13 protein-coding genes, 1 tRNA gene and 1 pseudogene are annotated in these 15,912 nt (G+C 70.8%); 5 read left to right on the forward strand and 10 right to left on the reverse strand.

The window, feature by feature from the left end:
• Positions 1-20: 20 nt before the first annotated feature.
• Genes BJ981_RS11075 through BJ981_RS11100 form a run of 6 tightly spaced genes read right to left on the reverse strand, consistent with a single transcriptional unit; the run spans position 21 to position 6,796 of the window.
• Positions 21-1,466: a serine/threonine-protein kinase gene (locus tag BJ981_RS11075; RefSeq protein WP_275422305.1), complete on the reverse strand. Its 1,446-nt coding sequence runs from the start codon at positions 1,464-1,466 to the stop codon at positions 21-23.
• Positions 1,463-2,911, reverse strand: a complete 1,449-nt coding sequence (locus BJ981_RS11080; RefSeq protein ID WP_184610519.1) for a peptidoglycan D,D-transpeptidase FtsI family protein — start codon at positions 2,909-2,911, stop codon at positions 1,463-1,465. Before BJ981_RS11080 ends, BJ981_RS11075 begins: the two co-directional genes overlap by 4 nt.
• Positions 2,908-4,284, reverse strand: coding sequence for an FtsW/RodA/SpoVE family cell cycle protein (locus BJ981_RS11085; RefSeq protein ID WP_372436939.1), 1,377 nt, complete (start codon positions 4,282-4,284; stop codon positions 2,908-2,910). Before BJ981_RS11085 ends, BJ981_RS11080 begins: the two co-directional genes overlap by 4 nt.
• The gene (locus BJ981_RS11090; RefSeq protein ID WP_184610520.1) at positions 4,285-5,574 is read right to left on the reverse strand and encodes a Stp1/IreP family PP2C-type Ser/Thr phosphatase; all 1,290 of its coding nucleotides are present in this window, start codon (positions 5,572-5,574) and stop codon (positions 4,285-4,287) included.
• Positions 5,571-6,038 carry an FHA domain-containing protein FhaB/FipA gene (locus tag BJ981_RS11095; protein WP_184610522.1) on the reverse strand — a complete coding sequence of 156 codons (468 nt, stop codon included), beginning with the start codon at positions 6,036-6,038 and terminating at the stop codon, positions 5,571-5,573. Before BJ981_RS11095 ends, BJ981_RS11090 begins: the two co-directional genes overlap by 4 nt.
• Before the next feature lie 17 nt (positions 6,039-6,055).
• Positions 6,056-6,796, reverse strand: coding sequence for an FHA domain-containing protein (locus BJ981_RS11100; RefSeq protein ID WP_184610524.1), 741 nt, complete (start codon positions 6,794-6,796; stop codon positions 6,056-6,058).
• 92 nt (positions 6,797-6,888) lie between these two features.
• Here BJ981_RS11100 and BJ981_RS11105 point away from each other — a divergent pair.
• Positions 6,889-6,971 (forward strand) — tRNA-Leu (locus BJ981_RS11105).
• 521 nt (positions 6,972-7,492) lie between these two features.
• Here BJ981_RS11105 and BJ981_RS11110 read toward each other — a convergent pair.
• Both BJ981_RS11110 and BJ981_RS11115 read right to left on the reverse strand, forming a co-directional pair.
• On the reverse strand, positions 7,493-8,572 hold the full coding sequence (locus BJ981_RS11110) for a hemolysin family protein (protein ID WP_184610526.1): 1,080 nt from the start codon (positions 8,570-8,572) through the stop codon (positions 7,493-7,495).
• Positions 8,569-9,933: a hemolysin family protein gene (locus BJ981_RS11115; protein ID WP_184610527.1), complete on the reverse strand. Its 1,365-nt coding sequence runs from the start codon at positions 9,931-9,933 to the stop codon at positions 8,569-8,571. The genes BJ981_RS11110 and BJ981_RS11115 overlap by 4 nt, the downstream gene beginning before the upstream one ends.
• A gap of 526 nt (positions 9,934-10,459) precedes the next feature.
• Between BJ981_RS11115 and BJ981_RS11120 the strand changes: the two genes are divergently transcribed.
• Complete coding sequence (locus BJ981_RS11120; protein ID WP_239139365.1) at positions 10,460-11,503, forward strand: LCP family protein; 1,044 nt, start codon at positions 10,460-10,462, stop codon at positions 11,501-11,503.
• A gap of 38 nt (positions 11,504-11,541) precedes the next feature.
• Here the strand turns inward: BJ981_RS11120 and BJ981_RS11125 are convergent, their stop codons facing one another.
• The gene (locus tag BJ981_RS11125; RefSeq protein ID WP_184610530.1) at positions 11,542-12,198 is read right to left on the reverse strand and encodes a GOLPH3/VPS74 family protein; all 657 of its coding nucleotides are present in this window, start codon (positions 12,196-12,198) and stop codon (positions 11,542-11,544) included.
• Between the two features lie 166 nt (positions 12,199-12,364).
• Between BJ981_RS11125 and BJ981_RS11130 the strand changes: the two genes are divergently transcribed.
• From BJ981_RS11130 to BJ981_RS11140, 3 genes are all read left to right on the forward strand, one after another.
• Positions 12,365-13,243, forward strand: a complete 879-nt coding sequence (locus BJ981_RS11130; protein ID WP_184610532.1) for an Fpg/Nei family DNA glycosylase — start codon at positions 12,365-12,367, stop codon at positions 13,241-13,243.
• A gap of 109 nt (positions 13,244-13,352) precedes the next feature.
• Entirely contained in the window at positions 13,353-13,676 is a 324-nt protein-coding gene (locus BJ981_RS11135; protein ID WP_184610534.1) for a rhodanese-like domain-containing protein, read from the forward strand.
• A 240-nt stretch (positions 13,677-13,916) separates the two neighbouring features.
• Positions 13,917-15,218: a purine-cytosine permease family protein gene (locus BJ981_RS11140; protein WP_239139366.1), complete on the forward strand. Its 1,302-nt coding sequence runs from the start codon at positions 13,917-13,919 to the stop codon at positions 15,216-15,218.
• On the opposite strand, the pseudogene BJ981_RS39090 reads toward BJ981_RS11140, so the two are convergent.
• Positions 15,178-15,756 (reverse strand): annotated as a pseudogene (locus BJ981_RS39090) (methylated-DNA--[protein]-cysteine S-methyltransferase); the annotation flags it as partial. The gene BJ981_RS11140 and the pseudogene BJ981_RS39090 sit on opposite strands and share 41 nt — an antisense overlap.
• Positions 15,757-15,912 lie beyond the last annotated feature (156 nt).

The following is a 15,912-nucleotide window of genomic DNA, read 5'->3' on the forward strand; positions in this document are numbered from 1 at the left end:
ATCATCGACCTCGCGCCGCATTACGTCTCCCCGTTCGGGGTGATTGTGGTGCTTGCGGATGAAGTGGGGCTTGGCGTCTCGCTCGGGGTGGGGGTCGGTGTGGGCGTCGGAGTAGGGGTCGGAGTAGGAGAAGGAGTAGGCGTCGGCGTCGGGCGCCGGGTTGGGGACGCCGTCCTGCTTACCGTAGCCGACCGTGACACCGTGGGCCTGACAGACGTCACCGGTTTCGGTGGACGCGATGCCGTCGTCGTCTTCGACGGGGACGGCGAGCGCGCCGGCTCCTTGGTCGCCGGTTCGGCCGGGCTGCTGGGCGAGGTCTCCAGCCCGAGCGGGAGCCCGCCCGCCGCGAGCGCGCCGAACCCGACCGCGGCCGCGCAGCCCGCCGCGGCGAACAGGCCGAAGGCCTTGCGGCGACGCCGCCGGGCCGGAGGGGCGCCCACCGGCAGGGGCCGGCCGAGATGAGGCTGGGCGGGACGGCCCCCGGGCGGGCGGCCGATGCGGGTGTGCTCCGGCGCCTCCGGGACGCGCGTCTCGTACAGGCCCTCGGCCGGGCCGTCGGGCGCGGGAGGCGTGACGGCCTGGCTCGCGAGGGCCTCGCGGACGGCGAACCCCGACGGGTCGGTCAGCGTGCTCAGATGGGCGGCGCCGGGCGTGGACAGCGCGTCGCGCAGCACCATCGCGCGGTCGGCCAGCTCACGCCCGTTCGCGGGCCGCTGCTCGGGGCTCTTGGCCAGCAGCGACCGCACCAGCGCGCGCACGGGCTCCGGCACCGACGCGGGCAGCGGCGGCACCGGCTCGTTCATGTGGAGCAGGGCGATCGCGACCTGGGTGGGCGCGGCGAACGGCGGCCTGCCGGCGAGGCACTCGTAGGCGACGATGCCGAGCGAGTAGAGGTCGGTGGACGGCGTCAGGACGCTGCCGGAAGCCTGCTCCGGACTGACGTACTGCGCGGTGCCGAGCACGGTGCCCGTCATCGTCATGCGCGCCCCCTCCAGGGCCCGCGCGATGCCGAAGTCGGTGATCTTGATGGTTCCGGACCCGGTGACCAGCAGGTTGCCGGGCTTGATGTCGCGGTGGATGACGCCCGACCGGTGCGCGGTGTGCAGCGCGCGGGCCGTCTGGCCGACCAGGTCCAGCGTCGCCTCGGGGCTCAGCGTGCCGTTGCGGGCCAGGATCGCCGCCAGGGACTCCCCGGGCACCAGCTCCATCACGAGGTAGGCGGTGTCGTCCTCTTCGCCGTAGTCGAAAACCTGGGCGATGCCGGGATCGGACAGGCCCGCGGTGATGCGGGCCTCGTTGCGGAAGCGCTCGCGGAACTCCGGGTGGGCGGCCACGTGCCGGCGCAGCAGCTTGACGGCCACCTCGCGGCCCAGGAGACCGTCGGTGGCCCGCCACACCTCTCCCATGCCGCCGGCGGCGATCCGGGAGATCAGCCGGTAGCGGTCGCTCAGCACCCGTTGGGTCACTTCTCGAGCACCGCCTGCATGACGTCGTGCGCGATCGGCGCGGCGACCGCGCCGCCGGTGGCGTCGTTGCCCGCGCTGCCGGACTCGACGAACACCGCCACGGCCACCTTCGGGTCCTCGGCGGGGGCGAACGAGATGAACCAGGCGTGGGACGCGGCGCCCTTGGCGGTCTCGGCCGTGCCGGTCTTGCCCGCCACCGTGACGCCGGGAAGCTTGGCCGCGGAGCCCGTGCCGTTCTCCACCACGCTGACCATCATCTGGCGGAGCTCGTCGGCGACGTCCTGCGTGATCGCCTCGTCGAGCTCCTCGGGCCGCGCGCTGTCGATCTCGTCGCCGTCCGGGCTGAGGATCTTGTTGACCAGGTACGGCTTCATGACCTTGCCCTGGTTGCCGACCGCGGCGGCGACCATCGCCATCTGGAGCGGCGTCATCTGGTTGCTGCGCTGCCCGATCGAGGTCTGGACCAGCGCGGCCTTGCCCTCGTCCTTGCCGATGTCGCTCGGCACGACCCGCAGCGGGATGTTCATGCCGGTGCCGATGCCGAACTTCGCCGCCTGCTCCTTGAGCTTGTCGTAGCCCATCTCCAGGGCCATGTTGGCGAACGCGGTGTTGCACGAGATCGTCAGGGCGTCCAGCAGGGTGGCCCGGCCGCCGCAGGACTCGCCGTGGTAGTTGCGCAGGCCGATCGTGGTGCCCGGCAGCGGAAGGACGTCCGGCGCGTCCACGGTGGTGTTGACATCCCGGGAGTCGTCCTCGCTGAGGTAGGCGGCCGAGGTGATGACCTTGAAGGTCGAGCCGGGCGCGAAGGTGGTCTCGATCGCGCGGTTCAGCAAGGGCTTGTTCGGGTTGTCGACCAGCTTGTTGTAGACCTCGACGGCCTTGGCCTTGTCGGGCGCGGCCATGGTGTTCGGGTCGAAGCTCGGCACCGACACCATGGTGAGGATCGCGCCGGTCTTCGGGTCGAGCGCCACCACCGCGCCGCGCTTGCCGCTCCTCTCCAGCGCGCGGTACGCGACCTCCTGGGCCTTCGGCACCAGGGTCAGGTCGACCGCCGCGCCCCGGTTCGGCTTGTTGGTGATCAGGTCCACGGTGCGGCGGACGAACAGGTCCGGGTGGGAGCCGTCCAGGTAGTCGTTCTCGAAGCCCTCGATGCCCTGGGCGCTCTCGGGGGCGAAGAATCCGATGACGGGCGCGTACATCTTGCCGTTGGTGTACTTACGCGCGAACCGGAACTTGCCGCCGACGTCCACCGACTTGGCCAGCGTCTGGCCGCCCGCGGTGATCATGCCGCGCTCGCTCTCGTAGCGGGCGTAGAAGCTGCGCTTGTTGCGGGCGTCGTTGCGCAGGCCGTCCGCCTTCACGGCCTGCACGTAGTTGATGTTGATCATCAGCAGGGCGAACATCAGGAGGCATGCCACGGAGGCGCGCTTGAGCGTGCCGTTCATCGCTGAAACACCTGCGTCAGTCCTTCGTCCTGGATGGCTTGCGGCGGCGGCCGGCGTGCGGCGTCTGACATGCGTACCAGCAGTGCGATGAGGATCCAGTTGGCCAGCAGGGCCGATCCGCCCTGGGACATGAACGGCGTGACCAGGCCCGTGAGCGGGATCAGGTTCGTTACCCCGCCGACGATGATGAAAACCTGCCAGGCCAGGATGAACGAGATTCCGCCCGCCAGGAGCTTGCTGAACGGGTCGCGCGCGGCGACGGCCGTGCGCAGGCCGCGCTGGACGATCAGGCCGTACACCATGAGCAGCGCCATCAGGCCGGTGAGCCCGAGCTCCTCGCCCGTGGCGGTGAAGATGAAGTCGGAGAAGGACAGCGGGATCAGGTCGGGGTGGCCCTGACCGAGCCCGGTGCCGAGGACGCCGCCCGACCCCATGCCGAACAGGCCCTCCATGAGCTGCGCGCTGCCGCCGACCTTGTCGAAGAGCGCCGGGTCCGCCGGGTCGAGCCAGACGTCGAAGCGGGCCTTCACGTGGTCGAACAGCAGCCCTGCGGCGAACGCGCCGCTGAGGAAGAGCGTGATGCCGATGAGCACCCAGGAGGTGCGCTGGGTGGCGATGTAGAGCATCGCGACGAACGCGCCGAACAGCAGCAGGGAGGTGCCGAGGTCCTTTTCCAGGACCAGCACGCCCACGCTGAGGATCCACGTGATCAGGACGGGGCCGAGGTCACGGGCGCGGGGCAGGTCGATGAACAGCAGGCGCCGTCCGGCGAGCGCCAGGACGTCGCGCTTGGCGACCAGATATCCGGCGAAGAACACGACGAGCGCCAGCTTGGCGAACTCGCCCGGCTGGATGGAGAAGCCGCCCACGCCGACCCAGATGCGCGCGCCGTTGATCTCTTTGCCCAGACCGGGCACCAGAGGAAGGATCAGCAGCGCCATGCCGGTGAAGCCGGCCGTGTACGTCAGGCGCTGGAGAACGCGGTGGTCGCGCAGGACGAGCAGCGTCACGGAGAACATGACGATGCCGAGCCCGGTCCAGAAGAGCTGGGTGCTCGCGGAGGCCAGCTTGGGCGCGGACTGCTCGATGCGGTAGATCATCACCAGGCCCAGGCCGTTGACCAGGGTCACCAGTGGAAGCAGAAGGGGATCGGCCCAGGGGGCGAACTTCGCCAGCACGAGATAGGCGGCGAGCATCAGGACGCCCAGGCCGAGGCCGTAGGTGAGCATGCCCGCGGGCACCTGGTCGTTCAGACCCAGCCCGACATTGGCGTAGGCCACCATGACGATCGCCACGGCGAAGGCGAGCATGACAAGCTGTGCCCCCCGCCGTTTGGCGGTCGTGGGGACGGCCGCGACGTCGACGGCACTCACTTAAGAGGACTCCGTGCTGGGGGAGGCGGTCGGCTGGGTGGTCTTCTTGTCACCACCGGAACTGGCCTTCAAGTCGTCGATCTTCGTCCTGCCTGCCTGGAGATCTGTGACCGAGATGCCGGCCCGTACCTGGTCGCGCAGCGGCTGGGGGATGGAGGACACCGAGAGCCCGGTGCGCTGCTCGACATGGTTCAGTTGGATCGGTCCTATCGTGGTGCCCACCCCGCGGAACAACACTAGCTCGTCTCCCTGAGCGCCGACATAAAACTGATCTTGGGTCCACCGGTACCCGAAGTACGCGCCGCCTCCCAGCACGACCACCAGCAGCACCACGACGGTCACCGTGGTCGGCCACATGCGCCGCCGCCTGACACGCCGCGGGGCGGCCACGGCGCTCGCCGCCGGGCCGCCCACGGGTTCGTCGTCCAGGTCGTCGTCCACGATCACGGGTTGCGGAGCGGTGATCGTGGACGCGCGTCCTGCCGGGGTGTCGGGAGGTTGTGATCTCAGCCGGCTCGACCCGGCGGCCCCCACCACGGCGGCATCACCCGCCACGACCTGGCCCTCCTCGATCTCGACGACGTCCGCGACGATGCACGTGATGTTGTCGGGGCCGCCCCCGCGGTTGGCGAGGTCGATGAGCTGGCGCACGACGGCGTCCGGCTCGTCCACGGTGGTCAGGGTGTGATGGAGGGTCTCGGCGCTGACGACGCTGGACAGGCCGTCGGAACAGAGCAGGTAGCGGTCGTTGACCTGCGCCTCGCGCAGCGACAGGTCGGGATCGACCTCGCCGCTGCCGTCCAGGGCGCGCAACAGGATCGAACGCTGGGGATGGCTGGCGGCCTCCTCCTGGGTGATCCTCCCGTCGTCCACCAGCGACTGCACCAAGGTGTGATCATGGGTGATCTGGTACAGCTCGCCGTTCCTGAGCAGGTAGGCGCGGGAGTCGCCGACATGGACGAGGGCCACCCGGGTGCCCGACCACAACATGGCCGTGAGCGTGGTGCCCATGCCCTTGAGACTGGGATCGCGGCCGACCATCTCGTGGAGCCTGCGGTTGGCCTCCCGCACCGCGGCCTCGATGGCGCCGAGCAGGTCGCCCCCGGCCGTGTCCCGGTCGAGGGACGACATGGCGGATATGGCGACCGAACTGGCCACCTCACCGTGAGCGTGGCCGCCCATGCCGTCGGCGACGGCGAGCAGGCGCGGGCTCGCGTACGCCGAGTCCTCGTTCCCTTCGCGGAGGAGGCCGACGTCCGAGCGGGCGGCGTAGCGGAGTGCGATTGTCATTTGCGCAATTCGATGACGGTTTTGCCGATGCGGATCGGAACGCCGAGGTGCACCGGAGTCGGGCGGGTCACTTTAGAGCGGTCAAGATAGGTTCCGTTGGTCGAGCCGAGGTCTTCCACGATCCACTGACCGTCCTGGGGGAACAGCCGGGCGTGCCGGCTGGAAGCGTAATCGTCGCTGAGAACCAGCGTGGCGTCATTCGCCCGACCGATAGTGATTGGCGTCTCCGTGAGGTCGATGATGGTTCCTTGCAGTGGGCCACCGGTCACGATCAACTGCCTCGGCTCTCCCTTCTTCGGCTTGGTCGGCTGACGTGCGGGTTTCGCCGGTTTACGTGCAGGGGCCTGGGCCGTCGCCCGTGATCCGAACAAGTCTGTCCGGATCACTCCCACCGCGGCAATCACAAAGAACCACAGCACCGCGAGGAACGCGAGCCGGATCAGCAGCAGAGTGAGCTCGGACATGGACCGTCTGTCTACCCTTAATCGCGCCGGAACACCAGAGTTGTGCGCCCCAAGGTCACACGGGTGCCGTCGTTGAGTTCGATCCGGCGAACCGGCTGGCCGTTGACGAAAGTGCCGTTCGTGGAACCGAGGTCGACCAAAGCGACGGTCGGGCCCTCGACCCTGAGCTCGGCATGATGCCGGGAGACGCCCGGATCCACCAACCGCAGATCGCAGTCGGTGCCCCTTCCGAGGAGCGTCACAGGAGTCGTCAGCTCGTACGACCGCTGGCCCTGCGGGTCGTCCTGGGTGGAGACCAGCAGACGCGGACGGCCGCCGAACGCGCTCGGCCTTCCCGGAGGAAGGTCGCTCACCGGGTGCCTGATCTCGTCCTGCTCCACCGTCGCGCCGCGGATCACGCCCGAGCGGATGCGGAAGAGGCCGACCGCCAGATCGTCGGCGGTCTCGAAGCGAACCCGGACGGGCCCCACGAACGAGTACCCCTGTTCCTTGGCGTACTCCCTGGCGAGGTTGGCGAGCTCGTGGCTGATGCTGTCGGCGTACACCTCCAGCCGCTCGGCGTCGGTCGTGGACAGCTCGACCACGAAGTCGTTGGGCACGAGAGTGCGGCCCTGCGCCACGATCGCGGCGCGTTCGTCCATCTCTCGCTGCACCGCGCTGGCGACCTCGACCGGCTGAAGGTCAGACTTGAACGCCCGCGCAAAGGCCCCCTCAACCAAGCCTTCGAGCCTGCGCTCGAAGCGCTGAAGGACTCCCACCGGGTACCTCCCTTCCTCCATCGTCTAGGAGGATCGTATCCGGGTTCGGTGGCATGCACGGATCCGTGCTAGCCTTTCCACGCACTCAAAGAGGGCGAGTGGCGGAACGGCAGACGCGCACGGTTCAGGTCCGTGTGTCCGAAAGGATGTGAGGGTTCAAATCCCTCCTCGCCCACGTAGGGCCCCGTGTTTGAAGCTCTTCGAGCTTCTACCCGGGGCCTTTGTGTTTTCCTGGAGGGCGAGCCCCCAGACCCCCACGTCACCGCGCCGGGCTCGAAGCCTGGCGGCTTCGTCGCCTGCGGATACGTCGGCCGCGAGGACCTTGTGGCCTGTCCTGTCAGGCTCGCCGCACTCGCGCGGAGAGCGTCGAACAGGCGCGTCCGGCCTTGGTTCAGCCGTTCGCTCGGGGACCTGTGGGCTTCGCGGCTTTCGATCACGGCGGGGGACTGCCCGGAAAGATTGGGAAGATTCCTCGGCGGCCGGGGGCCCTCGGCGTGGCGCGCCGGGGGCGTGACGGGGCTCAGAGGGGTCTGGGCGGGGCTGTGTGATCGTTCTGAAGGGTTTCCCTCGGGGGGGCGGGCTTTCCCGAGGGAAACGATCTTCAGAGCCTCTCCGGGCCGGACAGCGGCGCCGGCCGTGTTTCGGGGGGTGTGTCGGGGCACTCCGGATGTGTAGCCGAACGCGGTTTCAGATCGCTTACGGGTTGCTTGCACCCGTCGTCTGCCGCGCGGCGGGCCTGCGCGCCGCCGCGTCGGGGTGGGTGCGCGTGTTGAGCAGCTCTCCCACCAGGTCCGTCAGGCTCACGAGACCGACCACGGCGCCGGACGGGTCGGTGACCAGGCCGACGTGCGCGCGGGCCTCCTGCAGGCGCGCCACCGCCTCCGGGAGCGTCGTCGCCGACTCCAGGCGCGGCGGCTGGGTGATCAGCTTCTCCGGCGGGACGCCCGGGTGGATCAGCGTGTCGCGGACGTGCAGCACACCGAGGACCTCCTCGGGGGACCCGTCGTTGACGAGCAGGCGGACGTGGCCGCTCGCCACCGCGACGTCGCGCACCAGGTCGCCAGAGGCGCCCGCGGGCACGGCCGTGGCCTCGCCGATCGGGACCATGAGCCGTTCGATCGGCTGGGACTGCACGCGCAGGGCGCGGGTCAGCAGGTCGTGCTCCTCACGGTCGAGCAGCCCCATCCTGCCCGACTCGCCGACGAGCATCGCGAGCTGCGGAGGGGTCCTGGTGGTGCCGAGCTCGTCGCGCGGGTGGACGCCGAACGCGCGCAGCAGCCCGTTGGCCATGCCGTTGAGCCCCGCGATGATCGGCCTGGCGATCCAGGTGAACGCGCGGAACGGCAGGGCGAGGCCCATGGCGGCGCGCTCGGGGTGGGTGAGGGCCCACGACTTGGGCGCCATCTCGCCCACCACCATGTGCAGGAACGTGATGATCGCGAGCGCGATGACGTAGGACACGGCCACGCGCATGGAGGGCGGAAGGCCGACCAGGCCGAACACCGGCTCCAGCAGGTGCTCGATCGCCGGCTCGGTGACCATGGCGAGGCCCAGCGAGCACAGGGTGATGCCGAGCTGGGCGCCCGCGAGCATCAGCGAGAGCTGGCGGGCGTTGCGCAGCGCGGCGCGCCCGGCCGTCCTGGCGAGGCTTCCCCCGGTGGCGGCCTCCTCCAGGCGGTGGCGCCGCGAGGACACCACGGCGAACTCGGCCGCGACGAACAGGCCGTTGCCGATCAGCAGCAGGACGCCCAGCAGCAGCGCGGTGACGGTGCTCATCGGGCCTCACCGCTCACGGCGGCCGCGTTGCGCAGGCCCGGCGCCAGCCGCACCCGGTCGGGGATCCTGCGCTGCACGCCGAGGACGGTCAGCAGCACGTCCTCGCCGTCCCGCTCCTCGTCGAACAGGTCGCGCTCCGTCACCAGGGGGACGACCACCTCGTCGCCGGGCTCGGCCAGGCGGCCGAGGCGCGCCATGATCAGGCCGGCCACGGTCTCGTAGTCCTCGCTCTCGGGCAGGCGCAGCCCGGTGGCGCGCTCCACCTCGTCGAGCCGCAGCGTGCCCGGCACCTCCCAGGTGCCGTCGCCCTTGGCCACGGCCTCGGCCGCGTCGGCGTCGTTCTCGTCCATGAGCTCGCCGACGAGCTCCTCGGCCAGGTCCTCCATGGTGACGACGCCGGCGAGGCCGCCGTACTCGTCGATCACGCACGCCAGCTCGCCGCCTCCGGCCCGCATGCGGTCCAGCAGGGCGGGCAGCGGCAGCGTCGTCGGGACGAGCAGGGGCGCGGTGGCGATGCGCTCGACCGGCGTCTCGCCCGACTCGGCGCGCAGCAGCTCGCGCAGCCCGGCCACGCCGACCACGTCGCCGTCCTCGGCGCCGAGCACGGGGTAGCGGGAGTGGCCGGAGGACTTCAGGGCGCGCAGCACGTCGGACACGGGACGGCCCGCGCGGACGGACACGACGCGCGGCCGGGGGACCATGACGTCCTCAGCGGTGCGGTCGCCGAACTCCAGCGCGCGCTCCAGCAGGTCCGACAGGCGCTCGGACAGGTCGCCCGCCGCCTCGGACTCGGCGATGATGCGGGAGAGCTCCTCGGGCGTGGCGCCGTGCTCGATCTCCTCGACCGGCTCGATCCCGAACAGGCGCAGCAGGCGGGTGGCCGCGGCGTCGAACAGCCGGATCACGGGCCCGGCGACGGCCATGTAGATCAGCGTGGAACGGGAGAGCCACTTGGCCACCACTTCGGGACGCGCGATCCCGAGGTTCTTGGGCACCAGCTCGCCGAGCACCATCTGCACGACCGTGGCGACCACCAGGCCGAGGGCCACCGCGATGCCGGGCACGACGGCGCCCGGCACGCCCGCGGCCGTCAGTCCGGGCCGGATCAGCGGCGTGAGGGCGGGCTCGGTGACGAAGCCGACAAGCAGCGTGGTGACGGTGATGCCGAGCTGGGCGCCCGACAGCATGAAGGAGAGCCTGCCGGTGACCTCCAGAGCCCGCCGTGCGGGCGCGTCGCCGGACGATGCCTGCTCACGGAGGGTGGCACGGTCGACGGCGACGAACGCGAACTCCTGCGCGACGAAGTAGCCCGTCGCGAGAGTGAGAAGTAGTACGGCCGACAGACCGAGGAACACGCTCACTGGTCTGCCTTCCCCGATTCAATGGGTCCCGTGCCGAGGCACGGGCAGGTACTCCACGGGTCGGGAGTGGACACGACTGTCCTTTCGATAGTGGTCTTCGTTAACGCTAACGGCCCAGGCCCGGCCGATGTTTCCCGGGGATCCCCATTGGTGACCTACTGTGACTCTGCGTACTTTTACATGAGAAAACCTTGGGCCAGGGAACGCGTCGAGGGCTCGCGACGGCGTACTTTCGAAGCAGACCTGGTTCCAGCCTCAGGACGGGGACGACGACGTGGGTGATTGGCCTGGTGAGCGGGCCGGGGGGTCCGACGGAAGCGAGGGGCCTACCCGCGCGATGCGGCGGCCCGGCGAGAACGCGCGGTACGCCCCGCCCGGAGGCGGAGGCGACCATTCGGCGGGCCAGCCCGCCCATCGCCTGCCCCGGGGTTCCGGGGGGAGAGGCGGCGAGGACGACGAGGCGACACGGCTGGAGGCTGCTCCGGCGGGCGCCCCGGCGGAGCCGTCCCAGGGGAGGTCGTCGCGCGTGTACGGGAAGCCCAGGTCCGGGCAGTCGCCGGTCCGGCCCCTGTCGTCGGGCGGCGGGTCCAGGGACGACGGCCCTCCCCGGGAGCGCCGGCCGCGCCGCACCGGCCGCATCGTGCTGCGCGTCGCGGTGATCGTGCTGGCACTGCTGCTCGTGCTGGTGGTGGCCGGATACTTCTGGATCAACTCCCGTATCAACACCATCGAGTCGCTCACCGACTACGACGGCCGCCCGGCGGCCACGCCCGGCGAGGACTGGCTGCTGGTGGGCTCCGACAGCCGGGCCGGGTTGTCGGCGGCGCAGCGCAAGAAGCTCGCCACCGGCCGTGCGGTCGGCAAGCGCACCGACACGATGATGCTGCTGCACATCCCCGAGAGCGGGCGCCCGACGCTCGTCAGCCTTCCCCGCGACTCCTACGTGCCGATCGAGGGCCACGGCAGCGACAAGCTCAACGCGGCGTACGCCTACGGCGGCCCCAAGCTGCTCGCCAAGACGATCGAGAAGGTCACCGACATCCGGATCGACCACTACATGGAGATCGGCTTCAGCGGGTTCGTCGGCATCGTGGACGCGGTCGGCGGCGTGAACATCTGCGTCAAGCAGAACATCGAGGACCACAAGGCCGGGATCAACCTGAAGAAGGGCTGCCAGGACATGGACGGCGGCACCGCGCTCGGGTACGTCCGCACCCGCAAGACCGGCGCGCTGCCCGACTTCGACCGCACCCAGCGCCAGCGCCAGTTCTTCGCGGCGGTGGTCAAGAAGGCGGCGGCGCCGGGCGTGCTGATCAACCCGTTCCGGTCGATCCCGCTGGCGATGAGCGCCACCGACTCGGTGGCCGTGGACCCGGGGACGGGGGCCTTCGACCTGCTGTCGCTGGGCCTGGCGATGAGCGGCGACCCGATCGCCACGGCCGTCCCGGTCGGCTCACTGCCGACGATCAACGGAGCCTCCGTCGTCAAGTGGGACACCGAGAAGGCGCTGCGCCTCTTCAAGGCCCTCGCCGAGGACAAGCCGGTGCCCAAGGACGTCCTCGCCAAGTAGCCGCGCCCAGCGCCCTCATCGACCGGGTCAGGGCCCGGTCAGGTCGCGGCGATGCTGCTGGAGGCGATGGTGGCCGCGGTCACGCCCGCCATCACGGCGGCGTTGACCGCGGCGATCGCCTTGGCGACCGCGGGGCCGGCCCAGTCGCCCTCGATGATCTCTTTGACGCGCGCCCTGTCCGCGTCCGGGAAGATCTTGGGGAGGAGCCGGCAGGCGTGCAGGAGGCCGATGAGGACGGCGGAACGCTCGTCGGGCTCGGCGCCCGCCAGCACCTCGCCGAGCCGGCCGCGACTGGCGAGCTCCACGCTGGGGTCGGCCTCGGGGTAGCTGCGCGTGGTGAACAGGCCCAGCACCTTCGTGGTGCGCTCGCTCAGCACCCCGCGCCCGGCCAGACGGCGCAGCACGCGGTCGCGCAGGTCGGCCGAGCGCAGCCTGGTGACCCACGCGTCCGGCTTGCGCTCCCTGGCGTCGCCGGCGATGCGGGCGAGCGCGGCGTCCAGCTCCTCGTCGCCGAGCGGCGTGGGGTCGAGGACGACGAGCCTCTTCGCTTCGAGTCCGATGCGCCCGGCGACGAACAGGTCGGCCAGCAGCGCGCCCGCGAGCCCGGCGTCCAGCGCGGTCGTGGGCACCAGAGGCTTGCCCGTGTCCTCACGGTAGGCGAGCAGCAGGAGCTCCTCGGCGATCGTCACGTCCACGCTGACCTCCCGGCGGTATTGGCAGTCCCTGACACCGTAACCACGCCCGGACGGGCCTGCGTGCCGGTAACGGCGTTGTCCACAAGGGGAGATGGATATCCACAGGAGGACGGCCACGGGGCGCCGCTGCCGGTTTCGTGGTCCGGTGGCCGGTTAGTGTGAGGGCATGCCCGAGCTACCCGAGGTGGAGTCGCTGGTGGAGTTCCTCCGCGAGCGGGCCGTCGGCCGCCCGATCGCGGCCGTCGACGTCGTCGCCTTCCAGGCGCTGAAGACCGTCGACCCGCCCGTCACCTCGCTGCCCGGCCTGACCGTGACCGGCGTGGGTCGGCACGGCAAGTTCCTCGACCTCGACTGCGACGGCGTCCACCTCGTCGTCCACCTGTCCCGGGCGGGCTGGCTGCGCTGGCGCGACGATCTCTCGGGCGCCAGGCCGGTGCGCCGCGGCAAGGGGCCGCTCGCCGTGCGGGTGCGGTTCGCCCCCGAGGACGACGGCGCGCAGCCGGGCTTCGAGCTGACCGAGGCCGGCACCCAGAAACGCCTGGCGGTGTACGTCGTGCGCGACCCGGCCGAGGTGCCCGGCATCGCGGCGCTCGGCCCCGACCCGCTGGCCACGGAGTTCACCCGCGAGACCCTGAAGGGGATCGTCAACGGCAGCCGCGCGCAGATCAAGGGGCTGCTGCGCGACCAGAAGGTGATCGCGGGCATCGGCAACGCCTACTCCGACGAGGTCCTGCACGCGGCCAGGATGTCGCCCTTCAAGATCGCGGGCACGCTCACGGACGAGGCCGTCTCCGACCTGTACGACGCCATCGTGGACACGCTGCGCGCGGCCGTGGAGCGCGCGCACGGCATCGCCGCCAAAGATCTCAAGAGCGAGAAGAAGTCCGGTCTGCGGGTGCACGGCCGTACCGGTGAGCCGTGCCAGGTGTGCGGGGACACCATCAGGGAGGTCTCCTTCGCCGACTCCTCCCTGCAGTACTGCCCGACCTGCCAGACGGGCGGCAAGCCCCTCGCGGACCGTCGATTGTCTCGCCTGCTCAAGTAGGGTGCGATCCGCCGCGGATCCCGCCTTCCAGGGACAAGGCATGGCTCCGTCACCGACGGCAACTGACCGTTAGCAGGCGGAACGGTCGCGTAACGGGGAGAATGGACGCATGAACGTCCCAGAGATCGAAGCCAAGGCCGTGCCGGACGGCGTCTTCCTGCTCGACGTGCGCGAGCCCGACGAATGGCAGGCGGGCCACGCCCCCACCGCCGTGCACATCCCGCTCGGCGCGTTGCAGCAGCGCCTCGACGAGGTCCCCGCCGACGTCCCCGTCTATGTCGTCTGCCGCGTCGGCGGCAGGTCCGCCCAGGCCACCGCCTGGCTGAACCACGTCGGCCGCGAGGCCGTGAACGTCGGGGGCGGCATGCAGTCCTGGGCCGCCGCGGGCCGCCCGATGGTGGCCGAGAACGGGTCCCAGCCCTACGTCGCGTGACCCATCAGTGTAATAATCCAGTAAAACTGCACACCGCGGGAGCTCGGACGCAACCGGGCTGAGAGGGCGGCTCCCACCGACACGGGGCGCGCCGCCGACCGCATGAACCTGTCCGGGTAATGCCGGCGTAGGGAGCGCGCGATGTCGTCCGCCGTCGATGAAGCACCTCTGACTCTCGACCAGGCGCCGCCGAAGACGTTGGGAGCCCTCGATCAGGGGGCGTTCTGGGCGAATCTGGGGGTGAGCCTTCTCGGGTTCTCCGGGGCGCTGTATCTGATCAAGCCGTCGGGCGACAGGCCGCTGAGCCTGGTGGCGGCGGTGCTCGCCGCCGTGGTCGGGAGCCTCATCGGCACGGTGATGGTGGGGCTCGCGGCCGTGCCGGGGGCGCGCACCGGCGCTCCGGCCATGGTGCTGCTGCGCGGGCTGTTCGGGGTGCGCCTGTCGTACGTCCCCACGGTGCTGAACATCGTCCAGATGCTCGGCTGGGGCGCCTTCGAGCTGTGGGTGATCGCCACCGGCGCCCAGGCCATCTTCGGGGACGCGGTCCCGTACCAGGTCTGGGTGCTGGGGGCGGGCGTGCTCACCATCGCGCTGACCATACGCCCGCTCGGGGCGATCCGGCTGCTGCGTCGCTTCGTGACGGCGGGCGTGATCGTCGCGATGGCGTGGCTGGCCGTGGCGCTGCTGCGTGAGGGGCCCGAGCTGGGGCCCGGCGACTGGCACGCGTTCGCGCCCGCGGTCGACTATGTGATCGCTCTGTCGGTGTCGTGGGTGCCGGTGGCCGCCGACTACGCGCGGCACTCCCGATCCGGCCGGGCGGCGTTCGCCGGCGTGGTCGGCGGTTACACGGTCGCGCAGGTCGCGTGCCTGGCGATGGGCGTGCTCGCGCTGGCGCTGGTGGGCAACGACGCCGGCCGGGTGTGGGATCCGTTCGTCGCCGTCCCTCTGGGCGGCCTGTTCTTCGGCATCCTGGTGCTGCGCGAGGCCGACCAGTCGTTCGCGAACGTGTACTCCACGGCGATGTCCCTGCAGAACCTGCTGCCCCGGGTGGACCGCCGCGCCTTCTCCGTGGGCGTGGGAGTGCTCACCACGGTGGTCGCGCTGTTCGTCAACGTCGAGTCCTATGGGGCGTTCCTCGGGGTGATCGGCGCGGTGTTCGTCCCGATGTTCGCCGTCCTGGCCGTCGACTACTTCCTGCTCGGCGGGGCCGGCCGCTGGAACACCTCGCAGGACGCCCCGTCCCGCGGGCTCATGATCGTGCCGTGGATGCTGGGGTTCGCGGCCTACTGGCTCGTCACCGCCACGCCGACGGTGGCCTGGTGGGACGACGTCTGGGGGTGGGCGCGCGAGGCGGTCGGCTTCGAGCGGCAGCCGTGGATGAACGCGGCGCTGGCCTCGGCGATCGTCGCCGCGCTGGTCACGCTGGCGCTGGGCCGGGTGACGCGCCCTCGAGGCGGAGCAGGTGTTCCTTGGCGGCGGGGCCCCCGGCGTAGCCCCCGAGAAGCCCTGGCGCCTCGATCGCTCGATGACACGGCACGATGACGCAGACCGGGTCGGCGGTGAGCGCGTTGCCGATGGCGCGCAGCGCGTGCGGCCGCCCGATCCGCTCGGCGATCTCCTGATATGTCGTGACACTGCCGTAGGGGACGGCCATCGTCATCTGCAGCACCGTGCGGGCGAACGGCGTCGCCAGCCGCAGGTCCACCGGCACCGTGAACGCCCGCAGCCGGCCTGAGAAGTAGGCGTCCAGCTCGCGGCGGATGGGGTCCAGGCGCCGGGGGTCGTTGCCGATGAACGTGCCGATCTCGCGTGAGACGCGCGCGAAGACGACGTGTTCGTCCTCGAAGCTGCACGCGGCCACCCCGCGCGCGGTGACGGCGAGCGCGAGGCGCCCCACCGGGGTGTCGGTGATGCCGAAGGCGATGTCGGGCGGGGTCTCGCCCACGTAGTCGGGGGAGGTCACCCGCACCAGGGCGTCGAGATCGCCTGCCGTCATCGCCCGCACCCCTCCCGGTCCCGCTATCCGCAGCGTAGCGGAGTGCGGCCTCCTACCGGCCACGACGCAGTCGCCGAAGTCCATGTCGCCCCGATTAGGGATGCTTTACCCGGGCCGGGAGCGGGGAAGAATCCCCCCTCGTCGGGTCCTCCGGGTCCTCCGGTGGCGCATGGGACGGTACGGGGCTGGCGAATGCGACTATTCGCACATCGAAAGTGCCAAGACGCGGCGGAGAAAACA

It is taken from the genome of Sphaerisporangium krabiense (assembly GCF_014200435.1).
In the GTDB taxonomy this organism is placed as follows: domain Bacteria; phylum Actinomycetota; class Actinomycetes; order Streptosporangiales; family Streptosporangiaceae; genus Sphaerisporangium; species Sphaerisporangium krabiense.